20 protein-coding genes and 2 pseudogenes are annotated in these 23,235 nt (G+C 72.3%); 7 read left to right on the top strand and 15 right to left on the bottom strand.

Annotated elements, in window-relative coordinates; translation table 11 throughout:
* Window positions 1-36 precede the first annotated feature (36 nt).
* The 4 genes from ACYVF7_RS24865 to ACYVF7_RS24850 are packed head-to-tail and all read right to left on the bottom strand — an operon-like array spanning window position 37 to window position 4,211.
* Complete coding sequence (locus ACYVF7_RS24865; protein ID WP_460345169.1) at window positions 37-1,044, bottom strand: 3-oxoacyl-ACP synthase; 1,008 nt, start codon at window positions 1,042-1,044, stop codon at window positions 37-39.
* Window positions 1,041-2,489: an acyl-CoA synthetase gene (locus ACYVF7_RS24860; RefSeq protein ID WP_460345166.1), complete on the bottom strand. Its 1,449-nt coding sequence runs from the start codon at window positions 2,487-2,489 to the stop codon at window positions 1,041-1,043. Before ACYVF7_RS24860 ends, ACYVF7_RS24865 begins: the two co-directional genes overlap by 4 nt.
* Window positions 2,486-3,124 (bottom strand): TetR/AcrR family transcriptional regulator, encoded by a 639-nt coding sequence (locus ACYVF7_RS24855; protein ID WP_460345163.1) that lies wholly within the window; start codon window positions 3,122-3,124, stop codon window positions 2,486-2,488. The genes ACYVF7_RS24860 and ACYVF7_RS24855 overlap by 4 nt, the downstream gene beginning before the upstream one ends.
* A 4-nt stretch (window positions 3,125-3,128) precedes the next feature.
* Window positions 3,129-4,211 (bottom strand): alpha/beta fold hydrolase, encoded by a 1,083-nt coding sequence (locus ACYVF7_RS24850; protein ID WP_460345160.1) that lies wholly within the window; start codon window positions 4,209-4,211, stop codon window positions 3,129-3,131.
* An 83-nt stretch (window positions 4,212-4,294) separates the two neighbouring features.
* Between ACYVF7_RS24850 and ACYVF7_RS24845 the strand changes: the two genes are divergently transcribed.
* Together ACYVF7_RS24845 and ACYVF7_RS24840 are read left to right on the top strand one after the other, a co-directional pair.
* On the top strand, window positions 4,295-5,521 hold the full coding sequence (locus ACYVF7_RS24845; protein ID WP_460345157.1) for an esterase/lipase family protein: 1,227 nt from the start codon (window positions 4,295-4,297) through the stop codon (window positions 5,519-5,521).
* 23 nt (window positions 5,522-5,544) lie between these two features.
* Window positions 5,545-6,324 carry an alpha/beta fold hydrolase gene (locus ACYVF7_RS24840; protein WP_460345154.1) on the top strand — a complete coding sequence of 260 codons (780 nt, stop codon included), beginning with the start codon at window positions 5,545-5,547 and terminating at the stop codon, window positions 6,322-6,324.
* 8 nt (window positions 6,325-6,332) lie between these two features.
* On the opposite strand, the gene ACYVF7_RS24835 is transcribed toward ACYVF7_RS24840, so the two are convergent.
* The 6 genes and pseudogenes from ACYVF7_RS24835 to ACYVF7_RS24810 form a co-directional block, all read right to left on the bottom strand.
* Window positions 6,333-7,592 carry a family 43 glycosylhydrolase gene (locus tag ACYVF7_RS24835; RefSeq protein WP_460358098.1) on the bottom strand — a complete coding sequence of 420 codons (1,260 nt, stop codon included), beginning with the start codon at window positions 7,590-7,592 and terminating at the stop codon, window positions 6,333-6,335.
* A gap of 25 nt (window positions 7,593-7,617) precedes the next feature.
* Window positions 7,618-8,022 (bottom strand): annotated as a pseudogene (locus ACYVF7_RS24830) (family 43 glycosylhydrolase); the annotation flags it as partial.
* Window positions 8,023-8,097: 75 nt separating this feature from the next.
* Window positions 8,098-9,999: a glycoside hydrolase family 127 protein gene (locus ACYVF7_RS24825; protein WP_460345151.1), complete on the bottom strand. Its 1,902-nt coding sequence runs from the start codon at window positions 9,997-9,999 to the stop codon at window positions 8,098-8,100.
* Window positions 10,000-10,013: 14 nt separating this feature from the next.
* Window positions 10,014-10,844, bottom strand: a complete 831-nt coding sequence (locus tag ACYVF7_RS24820; protein WP_360897081.1) for a carbohydrate ABC transporter permease — start codon at window positions 10,842-10,844, stop codon at window positions 10,014-10,016.
* Between the two features lie 10 nt (window positions 10,845-10,854).
* Window positions 10,855-11,787: a carbohydrate ABC transporter permease gene (locus ACYVF7_RS24815; protein ID WP_460345147.1), complete on the bottom strand. Its 933-nt coding sequence runs from the start codon at window positions 11,785-11,787 to the stop codon at window positions 10,855-10,857.
* 77 nt (window positions 11,788-11,864) lie between these two features.
* Window positions 11,865-13,178 carry an ABC transporter substrate-binding protein gene (locus tag ACYVF7_RS24810; protein WP_460345144.1) on the bottom strand — a complete coding sequence of 438 codons (1,314 nt, stop codon included), beginning with the start codon at window positions 13,176-13,178 and terminating at the stop codon, window positions 11,865-11,867.
* Between the two features lie 258 nt (window positions 13,179-13,436).
* Here ACYVF7_RS24810 and ACYVF7_RS24805 point away from each other — a divergent pair.
* Together ACYVF7_RS24805 and ACYVF7_RS24800 are read left to right on the top strand one after the other, a co-directional pair.
* A pseudogene (locus tag ACYVF7_RS24805) lies at window positions 13,437-13,538 on the top strand (LacI family DNA-binding transcriptional regulator); the annotation flags it as partial.
* A gap of 337 nt (window positions 13,539-13,875) precedes the next feature.
* The gene (locus tag ACYVF7_RS24800; protein ID WP_460345141.1) at window positions 13,876-14,469 is read left to right on the top strand and encodes a LacI family DNA-binding transcriptional regulator; all 594 of its coding nucleotides are present in this window, start codon (window positions 13,876-13,878) and stop codon (window positions 14,467-14,469) included.
* Window positions 14,470-14,481: 12 nt separating this feature from the next.
* Here ACYVF7_RS24800 and ACYVF7_RS24795 read toward each other — a convergent pair whose 3' ends face one another.
* On the bottom strand, window positions 14,482-16,032 hold the full coding sequence (locus tag ACYVF7_RS24795) for a glycoside hydrolase family 43 protein (protein ID WP_460345138.1): 1,551 nt from the start codon (window positions 16,030-16,032) through the stop codon (window positions 14,482-14,484).
* Window positions 16,033-16,038: 6 nt separating this feature from the next.
* Entirely contained in the window at window positions 16,039-17,088 is a 1,050-nt protein-coding gene (locus tag ACYVF7_RS24790) for a LacI family DNA-binding transcriptional regulator (RefSeq protein ID WP_460345135.1), read from the bottom strand.
* 301 nt (window positions 17,089-17,389) lie between these two features.
* Here ACYVF7_RS24790 and ACYVF7_RS24785 point away from each other — a divergent pair, with 301 nt between their 5' ends.
* Entirely contained in the window at window positions 17,390-17,797 is a 408-nt protein-coding gene (locus tag ACYVF7_RS24785; RefSeq protein WP_460345132.1) for an SRPBCC family protein, read from the top strand.
* Window positions 17,798-18,083: 286 nt separating this feature from the next.
* The gene (locus ACYVF7_RS24780; protein ID WP_460345129.1) at window positions 18,084-18,950 is read left to right on the top strand and encodes an SDR family oxidoreductase; all 867 of its coding nucleotides are present in this window, start codon (window positions 18,084-18,086) and stop codon (window positions 18,948-18,950) included.
* On the opposite strand, the gene ACYVF7_RS24775 is transcribed toward ACYVF7_RS24780, so the two are convergent.
* The 3 genes from ACYVF7_RS24775 to pdhA are packed head-to-tail and all read right to left on the bottom strand — an operon-like array spanning window position 18,947 to window position 22,604.
* Window positions 18,947-20,473, bottom strand: coding sequence for a dihydrolipoamide acetyltransferase family protein (locus ACYVF7_RS24775; protein WP_460345126.1), 1,527 nt, complete (start codon window positions 20,471-20,473; stop codon window positions 18,947-18,949). The two genes, ACYVF7_RS24780 and ACYVF7_RS24775, sit on opposite strands and share 4 nt — an antisense overlap.
* On the bottom strand, window positions 20,470-21,495 hold the full coding sequence (locus ACYVF7_RS24770; protein ID WP_460345123.1) for an alpha-ketoacid dehydrogenase subunit beta: 1,026 nt from the start codon (window positions 21,493-21,495) through the stop codon (window positions 20,470-20,472). The genes ACYVF7_RS24775 and ACYVF7_RS24770 overlap by 4 nt, the downstream gene beginning before the upstream one ends.
* The gene (gene pdhA, locus ACYVF7_RS24765; RefSeq protein WP_460345120.1) at window positions 21,492-22,604 is read right to left on the bottom strand and encodes a pyruvate dehydrogenase (acetyl-transferring) E1 component subunit alpha; all 1,113 of its coding nucleotides are present in this window, start codon (window positions 22,602-22,604) and stop codon (window positions 21,492-21,494) included. Before pdhA ends, ACYVF7_RS24770 begins: the two co-directional genes overlap by 4 nt.
* A gap of 110 nt (window positions 22,605-22,714) precedes the next feature.
* Here pdhA and ACYVF7_RS24760 point away from each other — a divergent pair, with 110 nt between their 5' ends.
* A complete protein-coding gene (locus ACYVF7_RS24760; protein WP_460345117.1) occupies window positions 22,715-23,215 on the top strand; it encodes an Lrp/AsnC family transcriptional regulator in 501 nt (166 codons plus the stop codon).
* Window positions 23,216-23,235 lie beyond the last annotated feature (20 nt).

Raw genomic sequence — 23,235 nt, 5'->3', positions numbered from 1 at the left:
ACAGCGACGACGGGTGCCCGGCGCCGAACCGCTCCCCTACCACCGGATCACGGCGGCGGCCCACGTGTAGCCGGTGCCCGCGGCCAGGAGGAGGATGTGGTCGCCGGGCGTGAGACGGCCCGCCCGGGCGGCGCGGTCGAGCGCGAGGAGCGGGTCCACGCCGCTCATGTGGCCGGTGTCGTCGAGGTACTCCGTACGATCCGGCGGCAGGTCGAGCTCCTTGAGCAGGGCGTCGTGCAGGGAGCGCTTGACGTGCAGCGCGCACAGGAAGTCGGCGCGGTCCACGCCCGAACGCGTCAGCGCGCCGGTCGCCGCCGCGACGAAGTTCGGCAGGCTGACCGGGTCGAGGCGCTCCTTCATCGACCGGGGATCGGGCACGTCGAGGAAGTGCCGCCGCCCGCGTACGGTCTCGGCGTCGGCGGGGGCGACGCTGCCGCCCGCCGGCACCATGACGTCGCCGGCGAAGGACCCGTCGGTGAGCATGTGGCAGCCGAGGACCTCCGCGCCCTGGTCCCGGGTGAACAGCGCGGCGACCGCGCCGTCGCCGAAGTCGTACGCGAAGCGGGCGCGCGGGTTGGTGTAGTCGATCAGGTACGACTCGCGGGAGGCGCCGACCGCGAGCACGGTGGTGAGCTCCTCCTCGGCGCGCAGGAGGTTCCGGCAGAAGCGGACGGCGACCGGCGATCCGCAGGACACGTACGCCATCTCGAACACCGCCGCCCGGCGCAGACCCAGCAGGTGGGCGATGCGCGGCGCGGCGTGCCAGACGGCGTAGTCCTTCCAGGTCGAGCCGAAGTAGACCAGGGCGTCGACGTCGTCCGGCCGGAGGTCGCGCTCGGCCATGAGGCGGCGGGCGGCCGTCGCCGCCATGTCGCTGACGTGCTCGTCCGGCGCGGCGATGTGCTTGCCGCGCAGGCCGAACCGCTCCACGAGCACGTCCTCGGGAATGCCGCTGCGCCGCGCGATCTCCGCGGCCGGCATCCAGCGGGACGGCAGGTACGACGCCGTGGCGGCCAGGCCGATCATCCGGCGAGCTCCGATCATCCGGCGAACTCCGCGCGCAGCTCGTTCTTGAGCGTCTTGCCGACGGCCGATCGCGGCAGCGCGGGCACGAGCCGTACGTGCTTGGGCACCTTGAACGCCGCGAGGCGCTCCCGGCAGTGCGCGAGCAGCCCGTCGACCGGGACGTTCCCGACGACGAAGGCGCATCCGGCCTCGCCCCAGCGTTCGTCGGGCACCCCGACGACCGCGACCTCGGCGACGCCGGGGAACGCGGCGAGCACCGACTCGACCTCGGCCGGGTAGACGTTCTCACCGCCGGAGACGTACATGTCCTTCACCCGGTCGCAGATGCGGTAGAAGCCCTCCGCGTCGCGTTCGGCGACGTCGCCGGTGCGCAACCAGCCGTCCGGGACGGCGTCCCGGGTCGCGGCGGGATTCCGCCAGTAGCCGGGGAAGACGTTCGGCCCGCGGACGACCAGTTCGCCCCGGCCCGGCCCGTCCAGGGGCCCGTCCGGACCGAGGAGCGCCACGTCGACGTGCGGGTACGGCTTGCCCGCCCAGCCGATCCGGCGGGCGACCTCCTCCGGGGGCAGGCACAGGACGTTCGGGGCCGCCTCGGTGAGTCCGTACCCCTGGGTGATCCGCACTCCGCGGTCCAGCCAGGTGTGCAGCAGCGGCTCCGGCATCGGCGCTCCGCCGACGACCACGCATCGCAGCGACGACAGGTCCGCCGTCGCGAACTCCGGCTGTGCGGCCATGAACTGGTAGGTCGCCGGAACGCCCATCATCGTGGTCACCCGGCGCTCCGCGATGAGCCGCAGCGCACGGCCCGGGTCGAAGGACGGCTCGAGCACGACGGTGGCGCCCTTCCACCAGGCGAGCAGCGGCTGGACGTTCCAGCCGCCGACGTGGAACTGCGGGAGCACCTGCAGGACGACGTCGTCCTCCCGCAGCTCGCAGCCCCGGTCGAGCGACAGGTTCGTCCAGAAGCAGTTCGCGTGGCTGAGCAGCGCGCCCTTGGGCCGGCCGGTGGTACCGGAGGTGTAGACGATCAGCAGCCCGGCCTCCGGGCCGACGTCCCTTTCATCGAGGAGGCCGTCCGTCACCGCGTCGAGGCCCTCCCGGGTGAGCTCCAGGACCGGCCCGGCGAAGGGCGGGACGGCGCGGCCGGGGGCGGCGAACAGGATCGCCGGTTCGGCGTCGCCGACCTGGTAGGCCAGCTCCGGCACGGTCAGCCGGACGTTCAGCGGGACGAGGATCAGGCCGGCCTTGGCGCAGGCGAAGAACAGCTCGGCGTGCTCCGGCCGGTTGTCCGTCAGTGTCGCGACCCGGTCCCCCGGCCGGAGGCCGCGCGCGGCGAGCCCGGCCGCCAGCCGCTCCGACCGGTCGTCCAGCTCGGCGTAGGTGGTCTCCTCGTCCTCGAACACGATCGCGGTCCGGCGCGGCGTCGTACGCGCCCGGTCGCGGATCCAGCGCCCGAGGTTCACGAGGCGCCGAGCCCGCGCCGGACGAAGGCGTACATCTCCTCGAAGACGTGCTCCGGCACCTCGCCCGCCTCGGCGTCGTCCCGCCAGAGGATCCAGCGCATGCCGATCATCTCGCCGACGCCCATCAGCGCCCAGGCGACGACCTCGGGGTCGGCGACGGCGATCTCCCCGTCGTCCATCGCGCCGCGCAGCCCGGCGACGTACCCGTCGGCGATCGCCTGGTAGTGCCGGCGGAGCGCGTCCGGCGCGGCGAACTCCGCCTGCCGGATGATGCGGTACAGCGCCGGATGCTCCGCGGTGAACCGGAAGAACCCCAGGAACCCGAGCCGTTCGGCCTCCGCGCGGGTGCGGCCCTGCCGTGCGCCCTCGGACATCGCGCGGCGCACGCGCCGGTTCAGGTCGGCGACCAGCTCGTCGAAGATCTGCCGCTTGCCCTGGAAGTAGATGTAGAACGTGCCCTGCGCGACCTCGGCCGCCTCGGTGATCTTCACGATCGACGCGTCGTGGTAGCCGAGGGCGGCGAACACCTGCTCGGCGGCGTCCAGCAGGCCGCGCCTGGTGCGCTCCCCCTTCGCGGACAGCGGCCGCCCGCGCGTGCTCGTGGGCGGCGGCTCCTCCTCGATGCGCCAGGCCATCGCGTCAGCCCGCCAGGTGCGCGTGGAACAGCGCGGCGAACTCGTCCGGCCGCTGGGCGTACGGGAAGTGCCCGGTGCCGGTCAGCACCTCTTCCCGGTAGGCGCCGTAGCGGTCGAGCACCTGCCGGGTCTGGGCCTCCATGGGCTGGGCGGGGAAGGCGTCCTCGCCCGGCCAGCCGGGGACGTACCCGAGCGCGCCCAGGTGGCCGAGGTCGCACATCGAGGTGTCGGAGACGACCGCGTCCCGGTCGCCGTGCACCCACAGCACCGGGGCCCGGCAGTCCGACTCCGGGAAGCCGCTCCAGCCGAAGTACTTCGGCGACATCGTGTTGAGCACTCCGCGGGTGCCCGGGGCGGTGCCCGGCCAGTGCGGCGAGGTCGTCGTGTCGCCGGGGTAGTGGTCGTCGCCGACGCGGGTGGCCAGGATGCCGTCGAGCAGCGCCTCCTCGCTCCGTACGGCATCGGCGCCGGGGAAGTAGAGCGTCCGGACGACGTTGCGCGGCGACACCGGGTGCGCGTCGGCCCGGTCGCCCTCCCGCATGAGCTTGACCAGGTCCGGGTTGGCGGTGCCGCCGCCCGATCCGGCGAAGTCCGGCGTGCACGGCGTGCCGTCGAGGCGGGTGCCGCCGAAGCCGTACGGGCCGACGGGCGCGACCAGCGTGATGGTCCGCGCGCGCTCCGGGTGCCGGGCGGCCAGGTCCATGACGACGCCGCCGCCCATGGAGTGGCCGACGAGGTGGACCGTCTCCAGGCCGAGCTCGTCGAGCAGTGCGAGGAGGTCGTCGCGGAAGTCGCCGACCCCGCGCGTCGCGTCGATCGGCGCCGGGTCGCTGCGGCCGAATCCGCGCAGGTCCGGGGCGATGCCCCGGTAACCGGGCGGCAGCAGCCGGAGCTGCTCGTCCCAGGCCGAGCCGTCGGACAGGTTGCCGTGCACGAACAGCACCGGCTCGCCCTCGCCGGCCTCTCGCGTGTACAGGATCGTGGGGCCTCGTTTCTTGCCCGACCAACCCACCCCGGCCGACCTCCCGGCGTCGGAGAGGCGTCCCGTAGGGGCTGCGCCTTCGATTCCCTCGCTCCGCTCGGTCATGGTTCCTCCCGACCGGCTCTTGACGGAGTACGCCGGCACCGCCAAATTAACAGGTGAATCACCTCTCATAAAGGGGACGGCGGATGCGCAGATTGCTGGTCACCGTGATGTTCCTGCTGATGTTCGCGGCGCCCCTCCCGGCGTACGCGACGTCCTCGGTCACGCTCGAGGCGACCTACACCAGCGGACTGGAGAACGGCTGGGCCAAGGTGGAGCGGTACCGCGACACCTCCTCCGGGTTCACCGCCGAGGCGTACCCGCCGGGCGGCGTCGGCGACCAGACCGGGCAGACGCAGCGGCTGTTCGGCGGCGTGGCCGAGCCGCACTCGTCGCGGTTCCTGCTGTACCAGGCGCCGGGCGCGCTGACCGGCTCGAAGCCGGTGCCGGTGCTGCTCGTGCACGGCGCGAACCAGACGGCCGACCAGGCGTGGGCCAACCCGAACGTCCTCGGCGCCAACGGCTGCGGCAGCGCGAGCTGCCCCTCCACCGGCCTCATGCAGTACCTCGACGGCCGCGGCTACAAGGTCTTCGCGATCGGTTTCCCGCACAAGACCGGGGACGGGTACTACTGGAGCGAGCAGATCGGCGACGCCGTGAAGCTCATCAAGGCCAGGACCGGCGCGTCGCAGGTCGACGTCGTCGGCTGGTCGAAGGGCGCGTTCAACGCCCGCATGTACGTCTCGTCGCTGCGCAGGTCGTGGGGCACCGCGTACGCCGGCGACGTGCGCAGGCTGATCCTCGTGGGCGGGCCGAACAAGGGCTTCGACTGGGGCTTCCGGCACGGCTGGAGCCACGACTTCGCGATCTTCCCGCAGTGCGGCGGCTCCCTCGACGCGCCCGCGCCGCACACCGCGATGGTCTGCTACGGCCTCTGGTACGACGAGACACAGCTCAGCTACGAGGGCACGGCGTTCCCCGGCGCACGGCAGATGCTGTACCGCTGGGACGACGTCTACCCGCTGCCGACCGCCGAGCAGGACTGGTACACCACCTACTACGGCGGCCAGGGCTATTACACGAGCGGCCGCGGCATCCAGTACAGCATCGACCAGGGCTCGCTGGTGCAACCGCTGATCGACGCCGGCGTGCCGGCGAGCCTCCCGGTGTACGAGCTGTGCGGGAACTCCCCGACCATGCCGCTGCTGCACAACGAGCACACCGGCCCGTCCGACGGCGCGGTGTTCGTGGCCAGCTGCACCAACACCGCCGGGATCGCGAACCGCGCGGCCTCGGCCACGCTCCCCCTCAACCACCTGCAGCTCGGCTGGGATTCCGGCGCGGAGGCCCAGGTCGCCTCCTGGCTCGGCTGATCACGCGAGACGGAAGGACGGCGATGACGACGGGCACGGTGACGGCGGCCGGTGTGCGGATCGCGTACGAGGAGACGGGGAGCGGCCGGCCGCTGCTGCTGATCCACGGACTCGGCTACCCCCGCTGGGGCTGGAGGCCCGTCGTCGAGCCGCTCGCGAAGACCTACCGGGTCATCACCTTCGACAACCGGGGCATCGGCGGCAGCGACGCGCCGCCCGGTCCGTACGACACCGCGACCATGGCCGCGGACGCGGTCGCGGTGCTGGACGCGCTCGGCGTACGGCGGGCGCACGTCATGGGCGCGAGCCTGGGCGGGATGATCGCGCAGATGGTGGCCCTGGACCACGCGCACCGGGTCGACCGGCTGATCCTGGCCTGTGCGACGCCGGGGGGCGCCGAGGCGTACCCGCTGCCCGAGGCGACTCTCGCCCTCATCCGCGAGGCGGCCGGCCTGCCGCCGGAGGAGGCGACGCGCCGCCTCACCGCCAACGCGCTGGCGTCGCGTCACCCCCTGGAGGATCTCCTCGCCCGCAGGCTGGCCGACCCGCAGGACCCCGCGGCGTGGCAGGCGCAGTCGGCGGCCTCCCTCGGCCATGACGCGTTCGGGCGGCTGGCCGGCGTCACGGCGCCGACCCTGGTCCTGCACGGCACCGCCGACCGCGTCGTCGACCCCCGCAACGCGCCCCTGCTGGCCGGGCGCATCCCCGGCGCACTGCTCGAGTGGCTGCCCGGCCAGGGGCATCTCTTCTTCTGGGAGGACCCCGACGACACCGTCGAGCGGGTACGGCGCTTCCTGGCGTGACGGTGTGCCTATCCTTCGGCGGGCCCCACGCGGAACCAGTCGACCTCGGCGGCGTCGCCGTGCGCGCCGGCCGGGGCGGTGCCGAACAGGCCCAGCGTGGCCCCGATCCACTTGCCCTGTGACGCGGTGAACGGTCCGCCCACCGCCTGGAACCCGCGCCCGTCCACGTCGGCGGCGAACCGGCACACGCCGCCGGGCCCGACCTCGACCCGCAGCCGTACGGAAGACCGGTCGCGCGGCATCGGGATCGGCGTCGCGGCGTCGACCTCGGCCTTGTCCTGAGCGGCCGTGCGGTGCACCAGCGCGAGCCCGGAGTCGAGCCGCTGCAGCCCGATCCAGGCGTAGCCGTAGCCGAGGACGACGAGCCCGGACCGCGCTCCCGTGCTGCGGCCGTGCAGCGTGAGCGAGGTCGTCGCGACGAACGACTCGGCGGGGAAGCGCTGCCCCAGGACGTTCGGCAGGAGCCGCAGGTCGGCGGTGTCGCCGCTGGGCGGGCAGGCCAGCCGGAGCCGTCCGCCGCGTAGCGACGCCCACGACGGGTCGGAGTTCGCCTGCCAGGTCCACTGCTCGCCCAGCCGGTGGCCGGTGAACTCGTCCCCGCTCGCAGGGGCGGTGATCTCCGACGGCCGACCCACCGCCGGCTTGCGGTGGACCAGCACCGGCTTGCCGCGTCCGCTGCCGTCGTCCTCGCCCATCACGGGCCAGCCGTCGTCCCGCCACCGCATCGGCTGCAGGTGCACGACGCGACCGTAGACGCCGCGGTCCTGGAAGTGCAGGAACCAGTCCTCGCCCCGCTCGGTGGCGACCCAGGCGCCCTGGTGCGGGCCATTGATCGGAGTGTCGCCCTGGGCTAGGACGATGCGGTTCTCATACGGGCCGAGGATGCTGCGCGACCGGAACGCCGACTGCCAGCCGCCGGTCACGCCGCCGACCGGCGCGAAGATCCAGTACCAGCCGTCGCGCTTGTAGAGCTTCGGCCCCTCGAGGGTGGTGTAGCCGGGGATCTCGTCGCCGTTCACGACGATCCGGCCGGCATCGAGGAGCTCCCGGCCGTCCGGGCTGATCTCGTGCAGGTTCAGCCGGTTGTTGATCCCCGCGCGGCTCTTGGCGTACGCGTGGATGAGGTACGCCCGACCGTCGGTGTCCCACAGCGGGCACGGGTCGATGAAGCCCTTGCCTGGCTTCAGCACGTGGGGTTTGGTCCACGGGCCGGACGGGTCGACGGCGGTGGTGACGAAGATGCCGTAGTCCGGGTCCGGGTAGAAGATCCAGAACTTGCCCGGCGTGGTGGCGGATGGCCGGCGCCCACACGCCGTTCCCGTGCTGCGGCACGTTGAACACGTCGCGGGGCTCGAGCTCGGTCAGCGCGTGGCCGATGATCGTCCAGTTCACCAGGTCGCGGGACCGGAGGATCGGCAGTCCCGGGATGCGGTTGAACGTCGACGCGGTGAGGTAGAAGTACGGCCCGACGCGCACCGCGTCGGGATCGGACCAGTCCGCGTTGAGCACCGGGTTCTGGTAGCGGCCGTCCCCGAGGTCCGCGACCCAGGGAAGGCCGGTCGGCCGACCGCCGGCGGACGCGGCCACCGCCCCGCGCTCGGCGGCGCCGGCCGTGCCGCCGATCCGGCCGAGGGCCGCCGATCCGGCCACCGCGCCGAGGCCCGCCTGGAGGACCCGTCTGCGACTCTGCTCACCCATCGGCGTTCTCCCAGGGATAGGAAAAGGTTTTCCGAGCGGAGTCTCTCAACGAGCCCCCAGGCGGTCAAGGCCTGGTCAGCCCAGCGGGATCCAGACCCGCATGGGGCCCGGTGTCCGGTTCGCCCACAGGAAGTAGGGCACGGCGGTCAGGGACAGCCGCTCGGCCGCGTCGTCCGCGGCCGAGTGGTCGCGGTACGGCTCCGGGGACGGCCGGTCCACGGTCCCGTCGGCGGCCAGGGCCACAGGGACCAGGTCCGCGCGCTCGACCGGGCGCACCGGAGCGGACGCGTCCAGCCGTACGTCCTCCAGCACGGTCCCGTCGGGGAGGTCGGCCTGCTCGAGGCAGTAGACCAGCGGTCCGCGCGTCAGGGCGACGCAGCCGCGTACCGCGTCGACCCTCGGGTGGGCGGAGACCAGACGGGCGGGCATGTGCAGGTCCAGGACGATCACCGTGGGGGTGTTCCAGCTCCGCGTCAGGCGGAGGTAGCCGTCCTCGGCCTCGCCCGCGACCGCCGTGCCGTCCACCTCGACGGTGAAACCGCCGCACCATCCCGGGATCCGCAGCGCGAGCGTCCACGGCCGGTCGGTCGTCGCCGCCACGGTGAGCTCGACCCGCCCGTCCCACGGGTAGGCGGTCCGCGTCGTCACCTCGACCTCGCCGCCGGGGACCGTCGACCGCAGGACGCCTGCGCCGTACAGATGGACCCGCAGGCCGTCGTCGGCGGCGGTCGCGAGGTAGCCGTGGAGGGAGGCCATCAGCCGGGCGAGGTTCGGCGGGCAGCAGGGGCAGGTGTACCAGCTCAGCCGCTCCGAGGGCGCGTCCTCGTCCGACCCGTCGTGGCCCGTGCGCAGGTGGAGCGGGTTCGAGTAGAAGAAACTCCGGCCGTCCGCCGCGATCGCCGCCGCGATGGCGTTGTGCAGGACCCGCTCCATCTCGTCGGCGTAGCGGTGCTCGCCGGTGGCCAGCAGCATGCGCCAGGCCCAGTGGAAGCTCGCGATCGACGCGCACGTCTCGGCGTACGCGCGGTCGGGCGGAAGCTCGTACGGGTCGCCGTACGCCTCGTCGCGGTGCCGGGATCCGTGTGCGCCGGTGAGGTAGGTCTTGGTGTGGAGCGCGCTGTCCCACAGCCGTTTCGCCGCATCGAGCAGCTCGGTGTCGTGCGTCTCGACGGCGACGTCGACCATGCCCGCCAGTAGGTACAGCTGCCGGACGGCGTGGCCGGCCACCTCCTCGGCCTCGCGGACCGGGACGTGGTCCTGGAAGTACGCCGCGCCGAACCTGCCCTCCCCGAGCAGGCCCTGGCCGCGCAGGTCCAGGAACCGGCGCGCCGTGTCGAGATACGGCCGGTGCCCGGTCGCGCGGTACAGCTCGACCAGCGCGGTCTCGATCTCGGGGTGCCCGTCCACCCCGTCGGTCCCGTCCGGGCCGAACCGCTCCACGATCAGGTCGGCGAACCGCCGCGCGACCGTCATCAGCTCGGCGGACGCGTCGGCGCGGGCGGCGGCGACCGCGGCCTGGATCAGGTGGCCGGCGCAGTACAGCTCGTGGCTCCAGTCCAGCTCCTGCCACCGCTTCTCCGGGTGCACCGTGGTGAAGTAGGAGTTGAGGTAGCCGTCGTCCTGCTGGGCCTTGGCCAGCAGCGACGCCGTTGAATCGAGGAGGTCCCGCAACGCGGGGTCGTCCTCGTTGACCAGCTGCCAGGCGGCCGCCTCGAGGGTCTTGTAGATGTCGGAGTCGCGGAACCACATGCCCGCGAACTCCTGATCGCTCTGCCCCGTGACGCGCCGCAGGTTCTCCAGCGTGCCGGTCGCCGACAGCTCGTCGACGCAGTGGGGGATCGTCGCTTCGGCGTTGCGTCGCTGCCACGCGCCGAGCAGGCCGCCGGGCTCGAGCCGTACGGCGTCCAGGGAAAGCGGCCGCAGCGCGCCGAGGGCTTCCGTCGTCGGGGAGACCGGGCCGAGGTGTGAATCGGTCATGCTCTCTCTCATCATCAGCCCTTGAGGGCACCGGAAGTGAACCCGCGCACGTAGTAGCGCTGCAGGAGAAGGAACACCGCGACGCACGGGACCGCCGCGGTCACCACGCCGGACTGCAGCGCCCCGAAGTCGACCGACCCGAAGTTGCCGGCCTCCAGGTTGAACAGCGCCACGGGCAGGGTGAACTTGGCGCCGTCCGTCAGGAAGATCAGCGGCGCGACGAACTCGTTCCAGGCGGCGAGGAACGCGAACAGCGCGACGGTCACCATGCCCGGTGCCACGCCGCGCAGCAGCACCCGGCGCAGCACGCCCGTCGGCGTGCAGCCGTCGATCAGCGCGGCCTCCTCCAGCTCCACCGGCAGCGCCTCGAACGAGTTGCGCATCATGAACAGCCCGAACGGCAGCTGGAACATCGCCAGGACAAGGCCCAGGCCGATCAGAGAGTTCTGCAACCCGATCCAGCCGAGGAACACGTACAGCGGCACCAGGATGGTCGCGTACGGGACCATGAGGATCGCCAGGGTGACCAGGAAGAGGACGTTCTTGCCGGGGAAGTCGAACCTCGCCACGGCGTAGCCGCCCAGCGTGGTGGCCACGACGGTGACGCACACCGTGATGAGCGCGACCACCGTGGTGTTGAGCAGATACGCCGGCAGCCCGCTGCCGTAGTGGAACAGGCGCTTGTAGTCGTCGATCCCCCACCCGTTGCCGCGGCCACTCGCCTGGCGGCCGTGCACGGAGGAGAACAGCGTCCAGACCATGGGGAACAGGAACAGCACGGCGAGCACGGTGGACGTGGAGTAGAAGCCCGCGGACCGGGCGGCGCGGTGGCGCGGTCGTGACATTGATCGGCTCCTAGGAGTTGCGCCGCAGGAGGCGGAGCTGCGCGCCGTTGATGAGGATCAGGCCGACGAGGATGGCGACCGAGACGGCGGCCGCCCGCCCGAGGTCCTGGGACAGGAACGCCTCTCGGTAGACGTCGATGACGATCGTCGCCGTGCCGTGCCGCCCGCCGGTCAGGATGAAGAACTGGTCGAAGGCCAGCAGCGACCCGGTGACGGAGAGCACCATCATCAGCGCGATCGTCGGCCGCAGCAGCGGTATCGTCACCCGCCGCATGATCTGCCACCAGCCGGCCCCGTCCGTACGGGCGGCCTCGTACAGCACCGGGTCTATCCCGTGCAGGCCGGTCATGAGGATCAGCATGTAGAAGCCGGCGAACCGCCAGGTGATCATGCCGATCGTCGAGAACAGCGCGTTGCCGCTGCTGCCCAGCCAGTCGACGTCGCCGCCCGCCAGCAGCCGCATGGCCGCGTTCAACACTGACGAGTGGGTGTTGAACATGCCGTAGAAGAGCAGGCTCGCCGAGGCGAGGCCGACGGCGCTCGGCAGGAAGAACACCGTACGGAACAGTCCCACGCCCCGCGGGCCCTCCTGGACGAGCAGCGCCAGCCCGAAGGCGACGAGGCCGAGGACGACCGTCGTCACGACCGTGTACTTCACGGTGAACCAGAGGGCGTGCAGGAAGAGCGGGTCGCTGAGGGCCTTGTAGTTCGCGACTCCGTTCGGCGCGGACGCGCCCAGCAGCGGCCAGTGGTTGAACGACATCCAGACCATCAGGCCGAGCGGGACGACGAACAGGACGGCGACGATGACGGCGAGCGGAGTCGCGTAGATCATCGCCAGGCGCCGGTGGCCGCGCCGCAGCTTGGAGACGTCGCGACGGGCGCGCGGCGGAGGCGACGGCGCGTCGCGGGAGGGCGCGCGGGTGGGTGAGAGGGAGACCATCGGGTGCTCCTCGTTGATCACGGAGACGGCGGTCGGGCGCGGTGCCCGCAGCGGGGTGCGGGCGGGCTCCGGGCCGCTCAGCCGTTGCCGGACAGGGACTCGGTGACGGCGCCGTTGTGACGCTGCAGGATGGCGGCCGGATCGCCGGAGCCGAAGACCGCGTCGGTCACCGTTGACGTCCACGGGCCGTTCGGGTCGTTGTAGGTCTTACCGAAATTGACCGAGATGGGCGTCTGGCCCTGTGCGGCCAGCTTGTTGAACGTCCCGAGCCGAGGGTCCTGCTGCGCGTAGGTGTTGTCGGCCAGGTCGGTGCGCACGGTGATGTTCTTGTTCTTCGCGACGACGTCGACCTGGGCGTCCTTGGACAGGGTCCAGGATATGAAGTCCCATGCCTGCGCGGCGTGCTTGCTGTTGGAGCTCACGCCGAGCACGTCTCCGCCGACGAAGGACGAGGTGCCGCCCGTCAGGCCCGGGATCGGGGCGACGCCCACCTTGAGGTCGGGTCCTTCCTTCAGGGTCTGCAGCACGGTCGCGCCCATCGGCTCGATACCGATCTTGCCGCTGGCGAACGGCTGGGTCCACGTCGGGCCGTTCTCGTTCTTGGCCGAGGCCGGGACGAGGCCCTCCTGGTACATCCGGCGGTAGAGGGCGTAGACCTTCCCCGCCGTGTCGTTGGCGATGGTCGACGCCGTGCCCTTCTCGTTGAGCACGGTCCCGCCGGAGGCCCAGATCATCGGCCAGGTGGTGAAGAGCATGCAGCCCGGGCAGGCACCGCCGAAGAAGTAGCCGTGGACGCCGCCGCCCACGCCGTTGATCTTCTTGGCGTCGGCGTAGACCTCGTCCAGCGTCGTCGGCGGCTTGTCCGGGTTCAGACCGGCCTTGGTGAACAGTGCCTTGTTGTAGAAGACGGCCGACAGGTCGATGTCGTGCGGCACGCCGTAGATCTTGTTGTTGTAGGTCGCGGTCTTCATGTGGGCGGGGGCGAGGGACGCCTTGAACGGCAGCTTGTTCACCCGAGCGGTCAGGTCGAGGTAGACGCCCTTCGAGGCGTAGTTCGGCGCGTAGACCACGTCGGAGGCGAGCACGTCCGGCAGCTGCCGGGCGCCCGCGGCCGTACCGACCTTCTGCTGGTAGGAGTCGGCCGGGATCACCGTCAGCTTCACCTTGTTGCGGTGGCCGCGGTTGTAGGCGTCGATCAGCGTCTGGCTGAAGATCGCCGTCGGGGAACGGGTCCACATGGTGATGGTCGTGCCGTCGTCCTTGGCGCTGGTGTCGCTCGCGGAGGAGGTGGCTCCCCCGCTCTGACACGCCGTGAGGAGCGCCGCCGCGGTGGCCAGCGCGGTGAGGGCGGGAGCCTGCCGGAGCCGTGCCCGGGGGCGAGAGAGGGCCATCGTGCCTCCTTGTGTCCAACGGAATCCGGCACCGGCCGCGGCCCGCGCCGGTCGAACCCCCGAGATGCGGTCGGCCGTGCGAAGCAGGAGCGCCGTCCGGCCGACCGGGAAGAAAATTCGGAAACCGGTTGCCTCGGAGGCTAGGTCGCCGGTGAACCGCCGTCAAGACCGTATTTCTCCGGTGTTACGTAGCTCCACGTCGCGCACGGCGGAGTACGGTACATTCGGACATCAGTGCACCAGGAAAACGGAGGAAACATGGGAAAGTCGGCGCGGCCGGCGACCATCAGCGATGTGGCCGCGCTGGCGGGCGTCTCGGTCGGCACCGCCTCCAAGGCACTCAACGGGCGCGGTTCCCTGCGGGCCGAGACCCGGCAGCGGGTGCAGGCGGCCGCCGAGCAGCTCGGCTTCCAGGCCAACGCCGCGGCGCGCACCCTGAGCTCCGGCCGCACCTACACCGTCGGGATGATCACCACGGACACCATCGGCCGGTTCAGCATCCCGCTGATGATCGGGGTGGAGGACGCGCTCGGCGCGGGCCGCATGTCGGTGTTCCTGTGCGACGGACGCGACGATCCGATCCGCGAGCAGTACTACCTGAACACGCTGCTCAGCCGCCGGGTCGACGGGATCATCGTGACGGGCCGGGCACGCCCGGCCGCGGCCCCCGATCGGCTCGGGCCTGCCGGTCCCGGTGGTGTACGCGTTCGTCAGCTCCACCGACCCGGAGGACTGCTCGGTCGTGGCCGACGAGGCCGGCGGCGCCCGGAAGGCCATCGACCATCTGCTCGCCGTCGGCCGTCGCCGGATCGCGCACGTCACGGGGCCGGAGCACCACCACTCCGCCGTCGTACGGTCCGCCGCGGCGATCGAGCAGCTGGCCGAGGCGGGTCTGGAACCGGCCGCTCCGCCGCTGTTCGGCGAGTGGAGCGAGGCGTGGGGGCGGCGGGCCGTCGGCATGCTCCTCGGGACGGCCGGCGAGTTCGACGCGGTCTTCTGCGGCAGCGACCAGGTCGCCCGGGGCGTCACCGACGCGCTGCGGGCGGCGGGCCGAAGAGTGCCGGAGGACGTCGCGGTGGTCGGATTCGACAACTGGGACGTCATGGTCCTCGGCAGCCAGCCCCCGCTGACCAGCGTCGACATGAACCTCGAGGGCCTCGGGCGCGGCGCCGCCGACCTGCTGCTCGCGGCCATCAACGGCGAGCCGTCCCCCGGCCCGCACGTCCGGCCCTGCCGGCTGGTCGTCCGCGAGTCCACCACCGTCCCGGTGGAGTCCTCCCCCGCCGACTGAGCCGGGCGCGCCTCAGCCCAGGCCGCGGTACTCGAACCAGTCGAAGTCGGCGACATTGGTGCTGGGCCGTCCCGCACTACTGGCGTACATCCCGAGGTAGGCCCCGACGAAGCCGCCGGCGACCTCGGTGCTGAGCACGCTGCCGTCGGCCGAATCGCCGAGCGGCCGCCACGCCGACGCCGGAGTGGCGTACCGGAACTCGTACGACTGGTCGTGGGCCTCGACCGCCAGCCGGACGCGCCCGTCGGGCAGGCCGTCTTCGGCCAGGATCTCGTCGGCTCCGGCGGCCCTGCGGATCGACCGGAGCACGCGCCGCCCGTCGCGGAGCGTGACCACACACCGGATCTGGAAGTCGTCGTTCTGCAGGAGGACCAGGCCCGCGCACTCGTTCGAGCCCCGGGGGTCGAAGTCGACCGCGGTGTGCGCGACGAAGTGCGCGTGGCTCTGCCGGCGGGCGATCAGGCTCGGGCAGGCGCGCTCCGTGACCGTTTCCGGCCGCAGCCGCAGCCGCAGGTGACCGGGCCGTGCCGTCAGGTCCCAGAACCGCTCGCGCGGCGTACGGAGCTGGTTCCACCGCGGACCGAGCTCGGGGTCGTCGAAGTGGTCGCAGGCGGCCTCGGCGGGCCAGCGGTGTTCCGGCAGGTCCGGAGCGGCGCCGGCGGGCTCGACCCGGCCGGCGCCGGGGGCGATGACCGGCCAGTCGTCCTCCCACGCCACCTCCGCGAGGAAGGTCTCCCGGCCGAGGTTGCCCAGGTATCCGCCGGAGGGACGGACCCCGAGCAGCACCGCCCACCACTCCCCCGCTCCGGTCGCCACCAGGTCGGCGTGCCCGGTCGCGACGATGGGGTGCGCCGCGCCGAGGTGGCGGTGGGTCAGGACCGGATTGCGCGGATTTCCCTCGTACGGGCCGGTGACGTCGCGGGACCGGGCCACGGTGACGGCGTGGTTCAGCTCGGTGCCGCCCTCGGCGACCAGGAGGTGGTAGAAGTCCCCGACCCGGTACAGGTGCGGCGCCTCCGTCCAGACGGCGCCGTTCAGGGCACCGTTCCACAGGACGTGCTCCGGTCCGGTCAGTGTGAGCGTGGCCGGGTCGAACTCCCGCAGCCAGATCTCGGTGTGCCCCGCCGTGTCGACCGGTCGGGTCGCGTGGAACCAGGCCCGCCCGTCCTCGTCGAGCAGCAGGGACGGGTCGAAGCTCTCGGGTTCGCCCAGCCAGTGCGGCTCGGACCACGGCCCGGCCGGGTCCGTGGCCGTCACCACGAAGTTCCCGGACGGCCCGGTGCCGTCGACCAGGGTGCACACGACGTAGAACGTGCCGTCGGCGTGCCGGATCGTCGGCGCGAACAGGCCTCCCGACGGCCGGACGCCGTCGAGCGGCAGCTGCCCGGGCCGGTCCAGGACATGGCCGAGCGGCCGCCAGTGCACCAGGTCCCGGCTGTGATGGATCGGCAGCCCGGGGAACCACTCGAAGGAGGACGTCACCAGGTAGTAGTCGGCGCCGACCCGGCAGATCGACGGATCGGGGTGGAAGCCCGGCAGGATCGGGTTGCGGAAGGTGCGCATCGCCGGTCAGGCGGACGGCGGAGCGGTGGACAGCCGGACGCGCAGCTCGGTGGCGAGCTCGACCCGCGGGCTCACCAGCGCCTCGCCGTCGAGCAGCTGGAACAGGGTCCGCGCGGCGATCCGCCCCATCTCCTCCAGCGGCTGGCGGACGGTGCTCAGGGGCGGCGACAGCCACTGGCACAGCGGCAGGTCGTCGAACCCGACGACGCTGAGGTCCGCCGGGACGCTGAGACCCGCCTGGCGCGCCGCCTCGTAGACGCCCATCGCCTGCTGGTCACTGCCCGCGAAGATCGCGGTCGGCCGGTCCGGCGGCTCGAGGAGCTCACGCGCCGCCTGGAACCCGCCCTCGTAGCTGAAGTCGCCGTATCTGATCAGAGCGCGATCGAGCTCCATGCCCGCGCGTTCGAGGGCGGCACGGTAGCCGTCGATCCGGGCCTGGGTGCACAGCATCTCCTGCGGGCCGCCGATCGCGGCGATCCGCCGGTGCCCGAGGGAGATCAGGTGCTCGGTCGCCGACAGGCCGCCCGACCAGTTGGTCGCGCCGACGCTCGCCAGATCCGGGTCGGGCAGGTCGACCGGGTCGATGACGACGAGGGCGACGCCCGCCCGCTCGATCTGCGCGCGCTGCTGCGCGGTGATCCGGGACGTCACGAGGATCACGCCGTCGCTGTGGTGCTGGACGCTCAGCGACGCCCAGCTCGGCGGCCGGGCGTCCTCCCCGCGCACGAGCGAGACGACCGTGCCGGTGCCGCGTTCGGCGCACTCGGCCTCCACCCCGCGCAGGATCTCCACCGCCCAGGGGCTGTCCAGGCCGCCGATGACGACGTCGACCAGGCCGGACCGGCGCGCCCGCCGTACGCCGGGCGCGAGGTAGCTGTGGGCCTTCAGCAGCCCGGCGACGCGTTCTCGCGTGGCCGCGGCGACGTCCGTCCGGCCGTTGAGTACCTTGGACACCGTGGCCGTCGAGACGCCCGCCTCCATGGCGATGTCGGCCAAGGTGGGCCGGGAGCGCCGACCGGCCGTCGGCTCCGATCCCGTTCCGGCTGGACGTCCCACCGCACTCCCCCACATCGTCGACCGTACGTTTCGAAGATTAGCGCAATCTTTCGGCGAACCTTGATTCCAGGTCGCCCGGGCAATGGCCAACAACCCGTCGACGTACGGATACCGGGGGTATCGACGCGCGTACCGAAGCTGTCTGTCGACACGTTTCGAAAGCTATCGATCCACTCCCAGGGTCTCCGCCCTGCTCCGCTTCCGCTGATCGATCCGTGTGTCGGCCCCGGCCGCTGTGGGTAGCCGACCGAACAGCGGGCAAGCGCACGCCACCGCCACCCCGACCGGAAGGAGTAGGACGATGAGCGAGTTCGAGGCGTCCCGGCGCATCACCGCGTCCGCGGAGCTGGTGTTCGACGAGGCGTCCGACCCCGGGACGATGGACGCGTGGCTGCCTCAGGACGTCCACCTGGAGTCCGCCGACCTGCCGGACGTGACGGTCAGCCACGGCGGCGACCGGGAACGCGCCCTGCTGCGGGCCGAGCGGGATCAGCTCCGGGTGGAGTGGGGCACCCGGGACACCGGCGAGTACGCCGGCTGGCTCCAGGTCACCGGCATCGAACCCGAGCACAGCGAGGTGGTCGTCCACCTGTCGTTCTTCGACCCCGACCACGCGCCGCCCGGCGCGAAGGTCGAACAGGCCCTGCACGAGAGTCTGGACCGCCTGGCCGACAAGGTGCGGGAACGGGGCGAGTCGGCCGGCCGATAGCCACCGATGACACTCATCCGCCGGCGGCGAGGCGGTCCAGCCACTCACTCAGCAGACGCCGCTCCGCGTCGCTGAGGGTCGTCTGCTCGGCCACCGCGTCGAGCAGCCCGTCCTTGTCGCCGAACAGCCGGTAGATGGCCGGTGCCCGCAGGCCTGCCGCGCCGTCGGATTCGCGGTCGGGTGAACCTGGTGACCTGTATCAAGGATACGCTACGACTGATTCCAGCGTTATTATCAGTGTTAAGCTGATTTTGATTCCACTGGAAACAGATCGCTGGGGTGCATTGTGATCATCGTGACCGGAGCCACCGGGCAGCTCGGGCGTCAGGTCGTCGAGAGCCTGTTGACGCGCGTGCCCGCGCACCGGGTCGGCGTCAGCGTCCGCGACCCGGGGAAGGCACAGGCGTTCGCCGACCGAGGGGTACGGGTGCGGCAAGGCGACTTCACCGACGCGGCAGGTCTCGCCCACGCCTTCGAGGGCGCTTCCCAAGTGCTCATCGTCTCCGTCGACAAGATGGGCGAAGAGGCCGTGCGACAGCACCGTGCCGCGATCGACGGGGCCGTCGCGGCGGGCGCCCGCCGCATCCTCTACACCAGCCATCAGGGCGCCGGCGCGGCGTCACGCTTCCAGCCGTGCCGCGACCACGCCGCCACCGAGGAGGCACTGCGCGCGTCCGGCGTGCCGTTCACCTCGCTGCGCAACGGCTTCTATGCGGCCAGTGCGGTGCGGTTCCTCGGCCACGCCCTGGAGTCCGGCCAGCTCGCACTCCCGGCGGACGGGCCGGTCAGCTGGACCGCGCACGCCGACCTCGCCGACGCTGCCGCCGCCATCCTGGCCGACGAAGGCCGCTTCGACGGCCCCACCCCGCCGCTCACCGCGGCGCGGGCGCTCACCTTCGCCGACATCGCCGGCATCGCCTCCGACGTCACGGGCCGCGTCATCACCAGGACCATCGCACCCGACGACCGGTTCCGGGAGCACATGGTCGGCGGCGGCGTCCCCGCCGAGACGGCGAACCAGCTGCTCGGCGTCTTCACCGCCGGGCGCGCCGGCGAATTCGCCGCCGTCGACCCGACGCTGGCCACCCTGCTCGGCCGCGAGCCCATCACCCTGGCCACGGTGCTACGCGAACAGTTGCCGACCCGGCCCTAGAAGTGGGCCGCCAGGAGCGCCGGGCGCTCCACGCAGTCGGCGACGAAGCGCAGGAACCCCCCTGCCACACCTCCGTCGCAGACCCGGTGGTCGAACGTGAACGACAGCTGCGTCACCTTGCGCAGCCGGATCTCTCCTTCGTACGCCCACGGGCGATCGATGATCCGCCCGACGCCGAGCATGGCGGCCTCGGGGTGGTTGATGATCGGGTTGGAACCGTCCACGCCGAACACGCCGTAGTTGTTGAGCGTGAACGTCCCTCCGGTGAGGTCCTGTGGAGCGAGCCGACCTTCGCGGGCGTCCTCGGTGCGCTCCCGGAGCCGGGCGGCCAGCTCGGCGAGGGTGAGCCGGTGCGCGTCGCGGACGACCGGCACGACGAGGCCCCGGTCGGTCTGCGCCGCGAACCCGAGGTGCACCTGCGGCACCTGGACGATCTCCTGGCGTTCGGCGTCGACGTAGGCGTTCAGCTCGGGGAACCTCCGCAGCCCGGCGACGCAGATCCGGGCGAACAGCGCCAGCAGGCCGACGCGGGCGTCCGGGAGGGCCCGGTCGAGGTCGGCCTTGAGCTCGACCAGGGGCGTGGCGTCGACGTCGACCCAGGTGCTCGCGTCCGGGATCTCGCGCCGGCTGCGGGAGAGCTTCTCGGCGACGGTCCGTCGCACGCCCCGCAGAGGGATCCGGACGGGAGCCTCCGGATCCGCCAGGGCCGCTTCCCGATCCGCCCAGGTGGTGGCCTCCCGGCTCGCCCGGCCGGCGGTCACCCGATCCGCCGTCTCAGGTGCGACGGCCAGGCCGGAGGCCGATGTGGACCGGGCGGTGGCCGTCGGCGCGGTTCCGGACGTGGCCGCGGCGATCGCGGCGTCGACGTCCCGGCGGAGCACGACGCCGCCGGGACCGCTGGGGGTGAGGGCCGCGATGTCGATGGCGTGCGTTCGCGCCAGCTGGCGGACCACCGGCGAGATGACGCGCGGGGCCTCGGCCGGTGCGGCGGGGACCGAAGGCGCCGGGGAGGCGGGAACCGCCGCCGTGAGGTCCGAAGCCGTGCGCACCGGCGCGGACGCCGGGGCCCCGGGAACCTGCCTGCCCACCACGGACACCGGGGTGCCGGGAACCGGTCCGGTCGCCCGGCGGGGCGGCACGGGTCCGGTGTGTCCGGCGCGGCGGCGCCGCGATCGGCGTGCCGTGCCCGTCCCGTACCCGACGAGGACGTTGCCCGACCCGGCGCGTTCCTCCTCGCGGTACCGCTCGTCGGCCGTGTCCGGTTCCGGGGTGGCAGCCTGGCCCGCGACGGTCACCGCGATGAGGGGCTCGCCGACGCCGATGACGGATCCGACCTCTCCGTACAGTCGCGCCACGGTGCCCGCGATCGGGATGGGGACGTCGACCGCGGCCTTGGCCGTCTCGACCTCGATGACGTTCTGGTCGACGGTGACGGTGTCCCCCGGGGAGACGCGCCACTCGGTGATCTCGGCCTCGGTCAGGCCCTCGCCGAGGTCGGGCAGCCGGAAGACGACCTCGCTCACGCAACACCGCCCAGCGGAAGGAAACGGGTGTCGGGCCGGTCGTCGCGCTGCAGCCGGTCGAGCGCGTCGAGGATCCGGTCGACGTTCGGGAGGTGATGGTGTTCGAGCATCGGCGGCGGGTACGGGATGTCGAGTCCGGTCACCCGCAGCACCGGGGCGTGCAGGCTGTGGAAGCACCGCTCCTGGACGCGCGCCGCGATCTCCGCGCCGACACCGGCGAAGCCCGCGGCCTCGCCCACGATCACGCACCGGCCCGTCCTGCGTACCGACGCGGTGACGGTCTCGTCGTCGAACGGGACGATCGTCCGCAGGTCGACGACCTCCAGGTCCCATCCCTCCTCGGCGGCGGCCTCGGCCGCCTCCATGGCGACGGGCACGGTCGGGCCGTAGGCGACGAGGGTCGCGTCGCCGCCGGTGCGCCGGACGGCCGCACGGCCGAACGGCTCGGTGCGCGCCGGCAGGGTGACCTGCGCCTTCGCCCAGTACAGCTTCTTGGGCTCCAGGAACACGACGGGGTCCGGGTCGTCGATCGCCTCCCGCAGCAGGGAGTACGCGTCGTCCACCGTCGCGGGCGTGACGACCTTCAGCCCCGGCGTGTGCGCGTAGTAGGCCTCGCTCGAGTCGCAGTGGTGCTCCACGCCGCCGATGCCGCCGGCGTACGGGATCCTGATCACCATCGGCAGTTCGACCCGCCCGCGGGTGCGGTTGCGCATCTTGGCCACGTGCGAGGCGATCTGCTCGAACGCCGGGTAGGCGAAGGCGTCGAACTGCAGCTCGACGACGGGCCGGAAGCCTCCCATCGCCATGCCGACGGCGAACCCGACGATGCCGGCCTCGGCGAGCGGCGTGTCGAAGCAGCGGTCGTCGCCGAACTCCGCGGTGAGGCCGTCGGTGATGCGGAAGACGCCGCCGAGCGGGCCGACGTCCTCGCCGAAGACCACGACCCGTTCGTCGCCCGCGAGGGCGTCGTGCAGGGCGGCGTTGAGCGCCTGCGCCATGGTGGTGGTGGACGGACCGGTCATGTCAGCGCCTCCTCGGCCTCGAGTTCGGAGCGGAGCGTCTCCCGCTGCTCGTCCAGCTGCGGGGTGGGGACGTCGTACACGTGGTCGAACAGTCCGAGCGCGTCGAGCTCCGGGTCGGCGTTCATCGCGGTGCGCAGCCGGGCGGCGAACTCCTCGGCGGCGGTCGCCGCCTCCGCGACGTCGTCGTCGCCGAGGTGGCCGCGGCGGCGCAGGTACGCCTCGAGGCGGGCGATCGGGTCGCGCCGGCGCCACTCCTCCGCCTCGGCGTCGGTGCGGTAGCGCGTCGCGTCGTCGGCGTTGGTGTGCGACTCGAGGCGGTAGGTGAGCGCCTCGACCAGGAAGGGTCCCTGGCCGGACCGCGCGTGCTCGGCGGCGGCGGACAGCACCGCCAGCACCGCGACCGGGTCGTTCCCGTCGACCCGTTCCGAGCGCACCCCGTAGCCGACGCCCTTGTGGGCCAGGGACGGCGCGGCGGTCTGCCGGTCGAGCGGGACCGAGATGGCGTACTGGTTGTTCTGCACCAGGAAGATGACCGGCGCCTTGAACACGGCCGCGAAGTTGAGCGCCTCGTGGAAGTCGCCCTCGCTGGTCGCGCCGTCGCCGACGCAGGCGAGCGCGATCCGGCCGCTGCCCTTGCGCCGCTCGGCGTACGCCAGGCCGGCCGCGTGCACGGTCTGGGTCGCCAGCGGCGTGCACTGGGGCGCCACGTGGTGCCGGTTCGGGTCGTAGCCGCAGTGCGCGTCGCCGCGCAGCAGTGAGAGCACCTCGGTGGGCTCGATGCCGCGCGTCACGAGCGCGACGGACTCCCGGTACGTGGGGAACAGCCAGTCGCCGTCCTCCAGGGCGAGGACGGCGCCGATCTGGCACGCCTCCTGGCCGTGGCTCGACGGGTAGACGGCGAGGCGTCCCTGCTTCGTCAGCGCCGTGGCCTGGGCGTCGAAACGACGCCCGACGACCATGGCGCGGTACGCCCGCCGCAGCGTCTCCGGGTCCGGCAGCGGATAGCGGGGACGGCTCCGTACCGCCGCTCCGGTGTCGGTCAGGAACCGGACCGGCTGCGCCGAGGGAAGCAGCGCCTCCGGGCCGCTTTCGTGATGTCGCTCGGTCATACGGCACCGCCCTCCTTGCTCGATCAGTGGTAGGAATATCGGTTGAAACGTGGCCGAAAGTACAGATGTCAGGCCAAATCAGGAACATATTGCTCAGTGAGGGACCACTCATGGACCATCTGTCGTTCGAGGCGGCGACGGGCTCCGGTCCCGCCGGACGATCGGCGGCGCTCGACGACGTCGACCGGGCGATCCTGCGCGAGCTGGAGGCCGACGGCCGCATGTCCATGCGCGCCCTGGCCGAGCGGGTGAGCATCTCCCGCTCCAACGCCTACACGCGCGTCGAACGGATGATCGCCGAGGGCGTCATCACCGGGTTCACCGCCCGGATCGACCCCGTACGCGCCGGGCTGGGCACCTCGGCGTACGTTCTGCTCACCATCGAGCAGCACTCATGGCGCGAGGTGGCCGCGCGCCTGCGCGACGTGCCGTACATCGAGCACCTGGCGTTCGTCGGCGGCGACGTCGACCTCGTGCTGCTGGTGCGCACGCCCGACAACGTCACCCTGCGCGACGTCGTGATCGCCCGGATCCACGCGGTCCCGGGCGTCCGGTCGACGCGGACGTGGCTCATCTTCGACGAGGCGGCCGGCGGCAGCCGCTTCCAATGACGGAGACGAAGATCGATGAC

The organism is Actinoallomurus acanthiterrae, from assembly GCF_054775715.1.
This window is presented reverse-complemented; position numbering and strand designations above follow the sequence as displayed.

Bases quoted from the DNA above. Each gene is read 5' to 3' on its own strand.
- ACYVF7_RS24865 (WP_460345169.1), bottom strand. From the start codon at position 1,044: ATGATCGGAGCTCGCCGGATGATCGGCCTGGCCGCCACGGCGTCGTAC.
- ACYVF7_RS24855 (WP_460345163.1), bottom strand. From the start codon at position 3,124: ATGGCCTGGCGCATCGAGGAGGAGCCGCCGCCCACGAGCACGCGCGGG.
- ACYVF7_RS24850 (WP_460345160.1), bottom strand. From the start codon at position 4,211: ATGACCGAGCGGAGCGAGGGAATCGAAGGCGCAGCCCCTACGGGACGC.
- ACYVF7_RS24845 (WP_460345157.1), top strand. From the start codon at position 4,295: ATGCGCAGATTGCTGGTCACCGTGATGTTCCTGCTGATGTTCGCGGCG.
- ACYVF7_RS24840 (WP_460345154.1), top strand. From the start codon at position 5,545: ATGACGACGGGCACGGTGACGGCGGCCGGTGTGCGGATCGCGTACGAG.
- ACYVF7_RS24825 (WP_460345151.1), bottom strand. From the start codon at position 9,999: ATGACCGATTCACACCTCGGCCCGGTCTCCCCGACGACGGAAGCCCTC.
- ACYVF7_RS24820 (WP_360897081.1), bottom strand. From the start codon at position 10,844: ATGTCACGACCGCGCCACCGCGCCGCCCGGTCCGCGGGCTTCTACTCC.
- ACYVF7_RS24815 (WP_460345147.1), bottom strand. From the start codon at position 11,787: ATGGTCTCCCTCTCACCCACCCGCGCGCCCTCCCGCGACGCGCCGTCG.
- ACYVF7_RS24810 (WP_460345144.1), bottom strand. From the start codon at position 13,178: ATGGCCCTCTCTCGCCCCCGGGCACGGCTCCGGCAGGCTCCCGCCCTC.
- ACYVF7_RS24795 (WP_460345138.1), bottom strand. From the start codon at position 16,032: ATGCGCACCTTCCGCAACCCGATCCTGCCGGGCTTCCACCCCGATCCG.
- ACYVF7_RS24785 (WP_460345132.1), top strand. From the start codon at position 17,390: ATGAGCGAGTTCGAGGCGTCCCGGCGCATCACCGCGTCCGCGGAGCTG.
- ACYVF7_RS24770 (WP_460345123.1), bottom strand. From the start codon at position 21,495: ATGACCGGTCCGTCCACCACCACCATGGCGCAGGCGCTCAACGCCGCC.
- pdhA (WP_460345120.1), bottom strand. From the start codon at position 22,604: ATGACCGAGCGACATCACGAAAGCGGCCCGGAGGCGCTGCTTCCCTCG.
- ACYVF7_RS24760 (WP_460345117.1), top strand. From the start codon at position 22,715: ATGGACCATCTGTCGTTCGAGGCGGCGACGGGCTCCGGTCCCGCCGGA.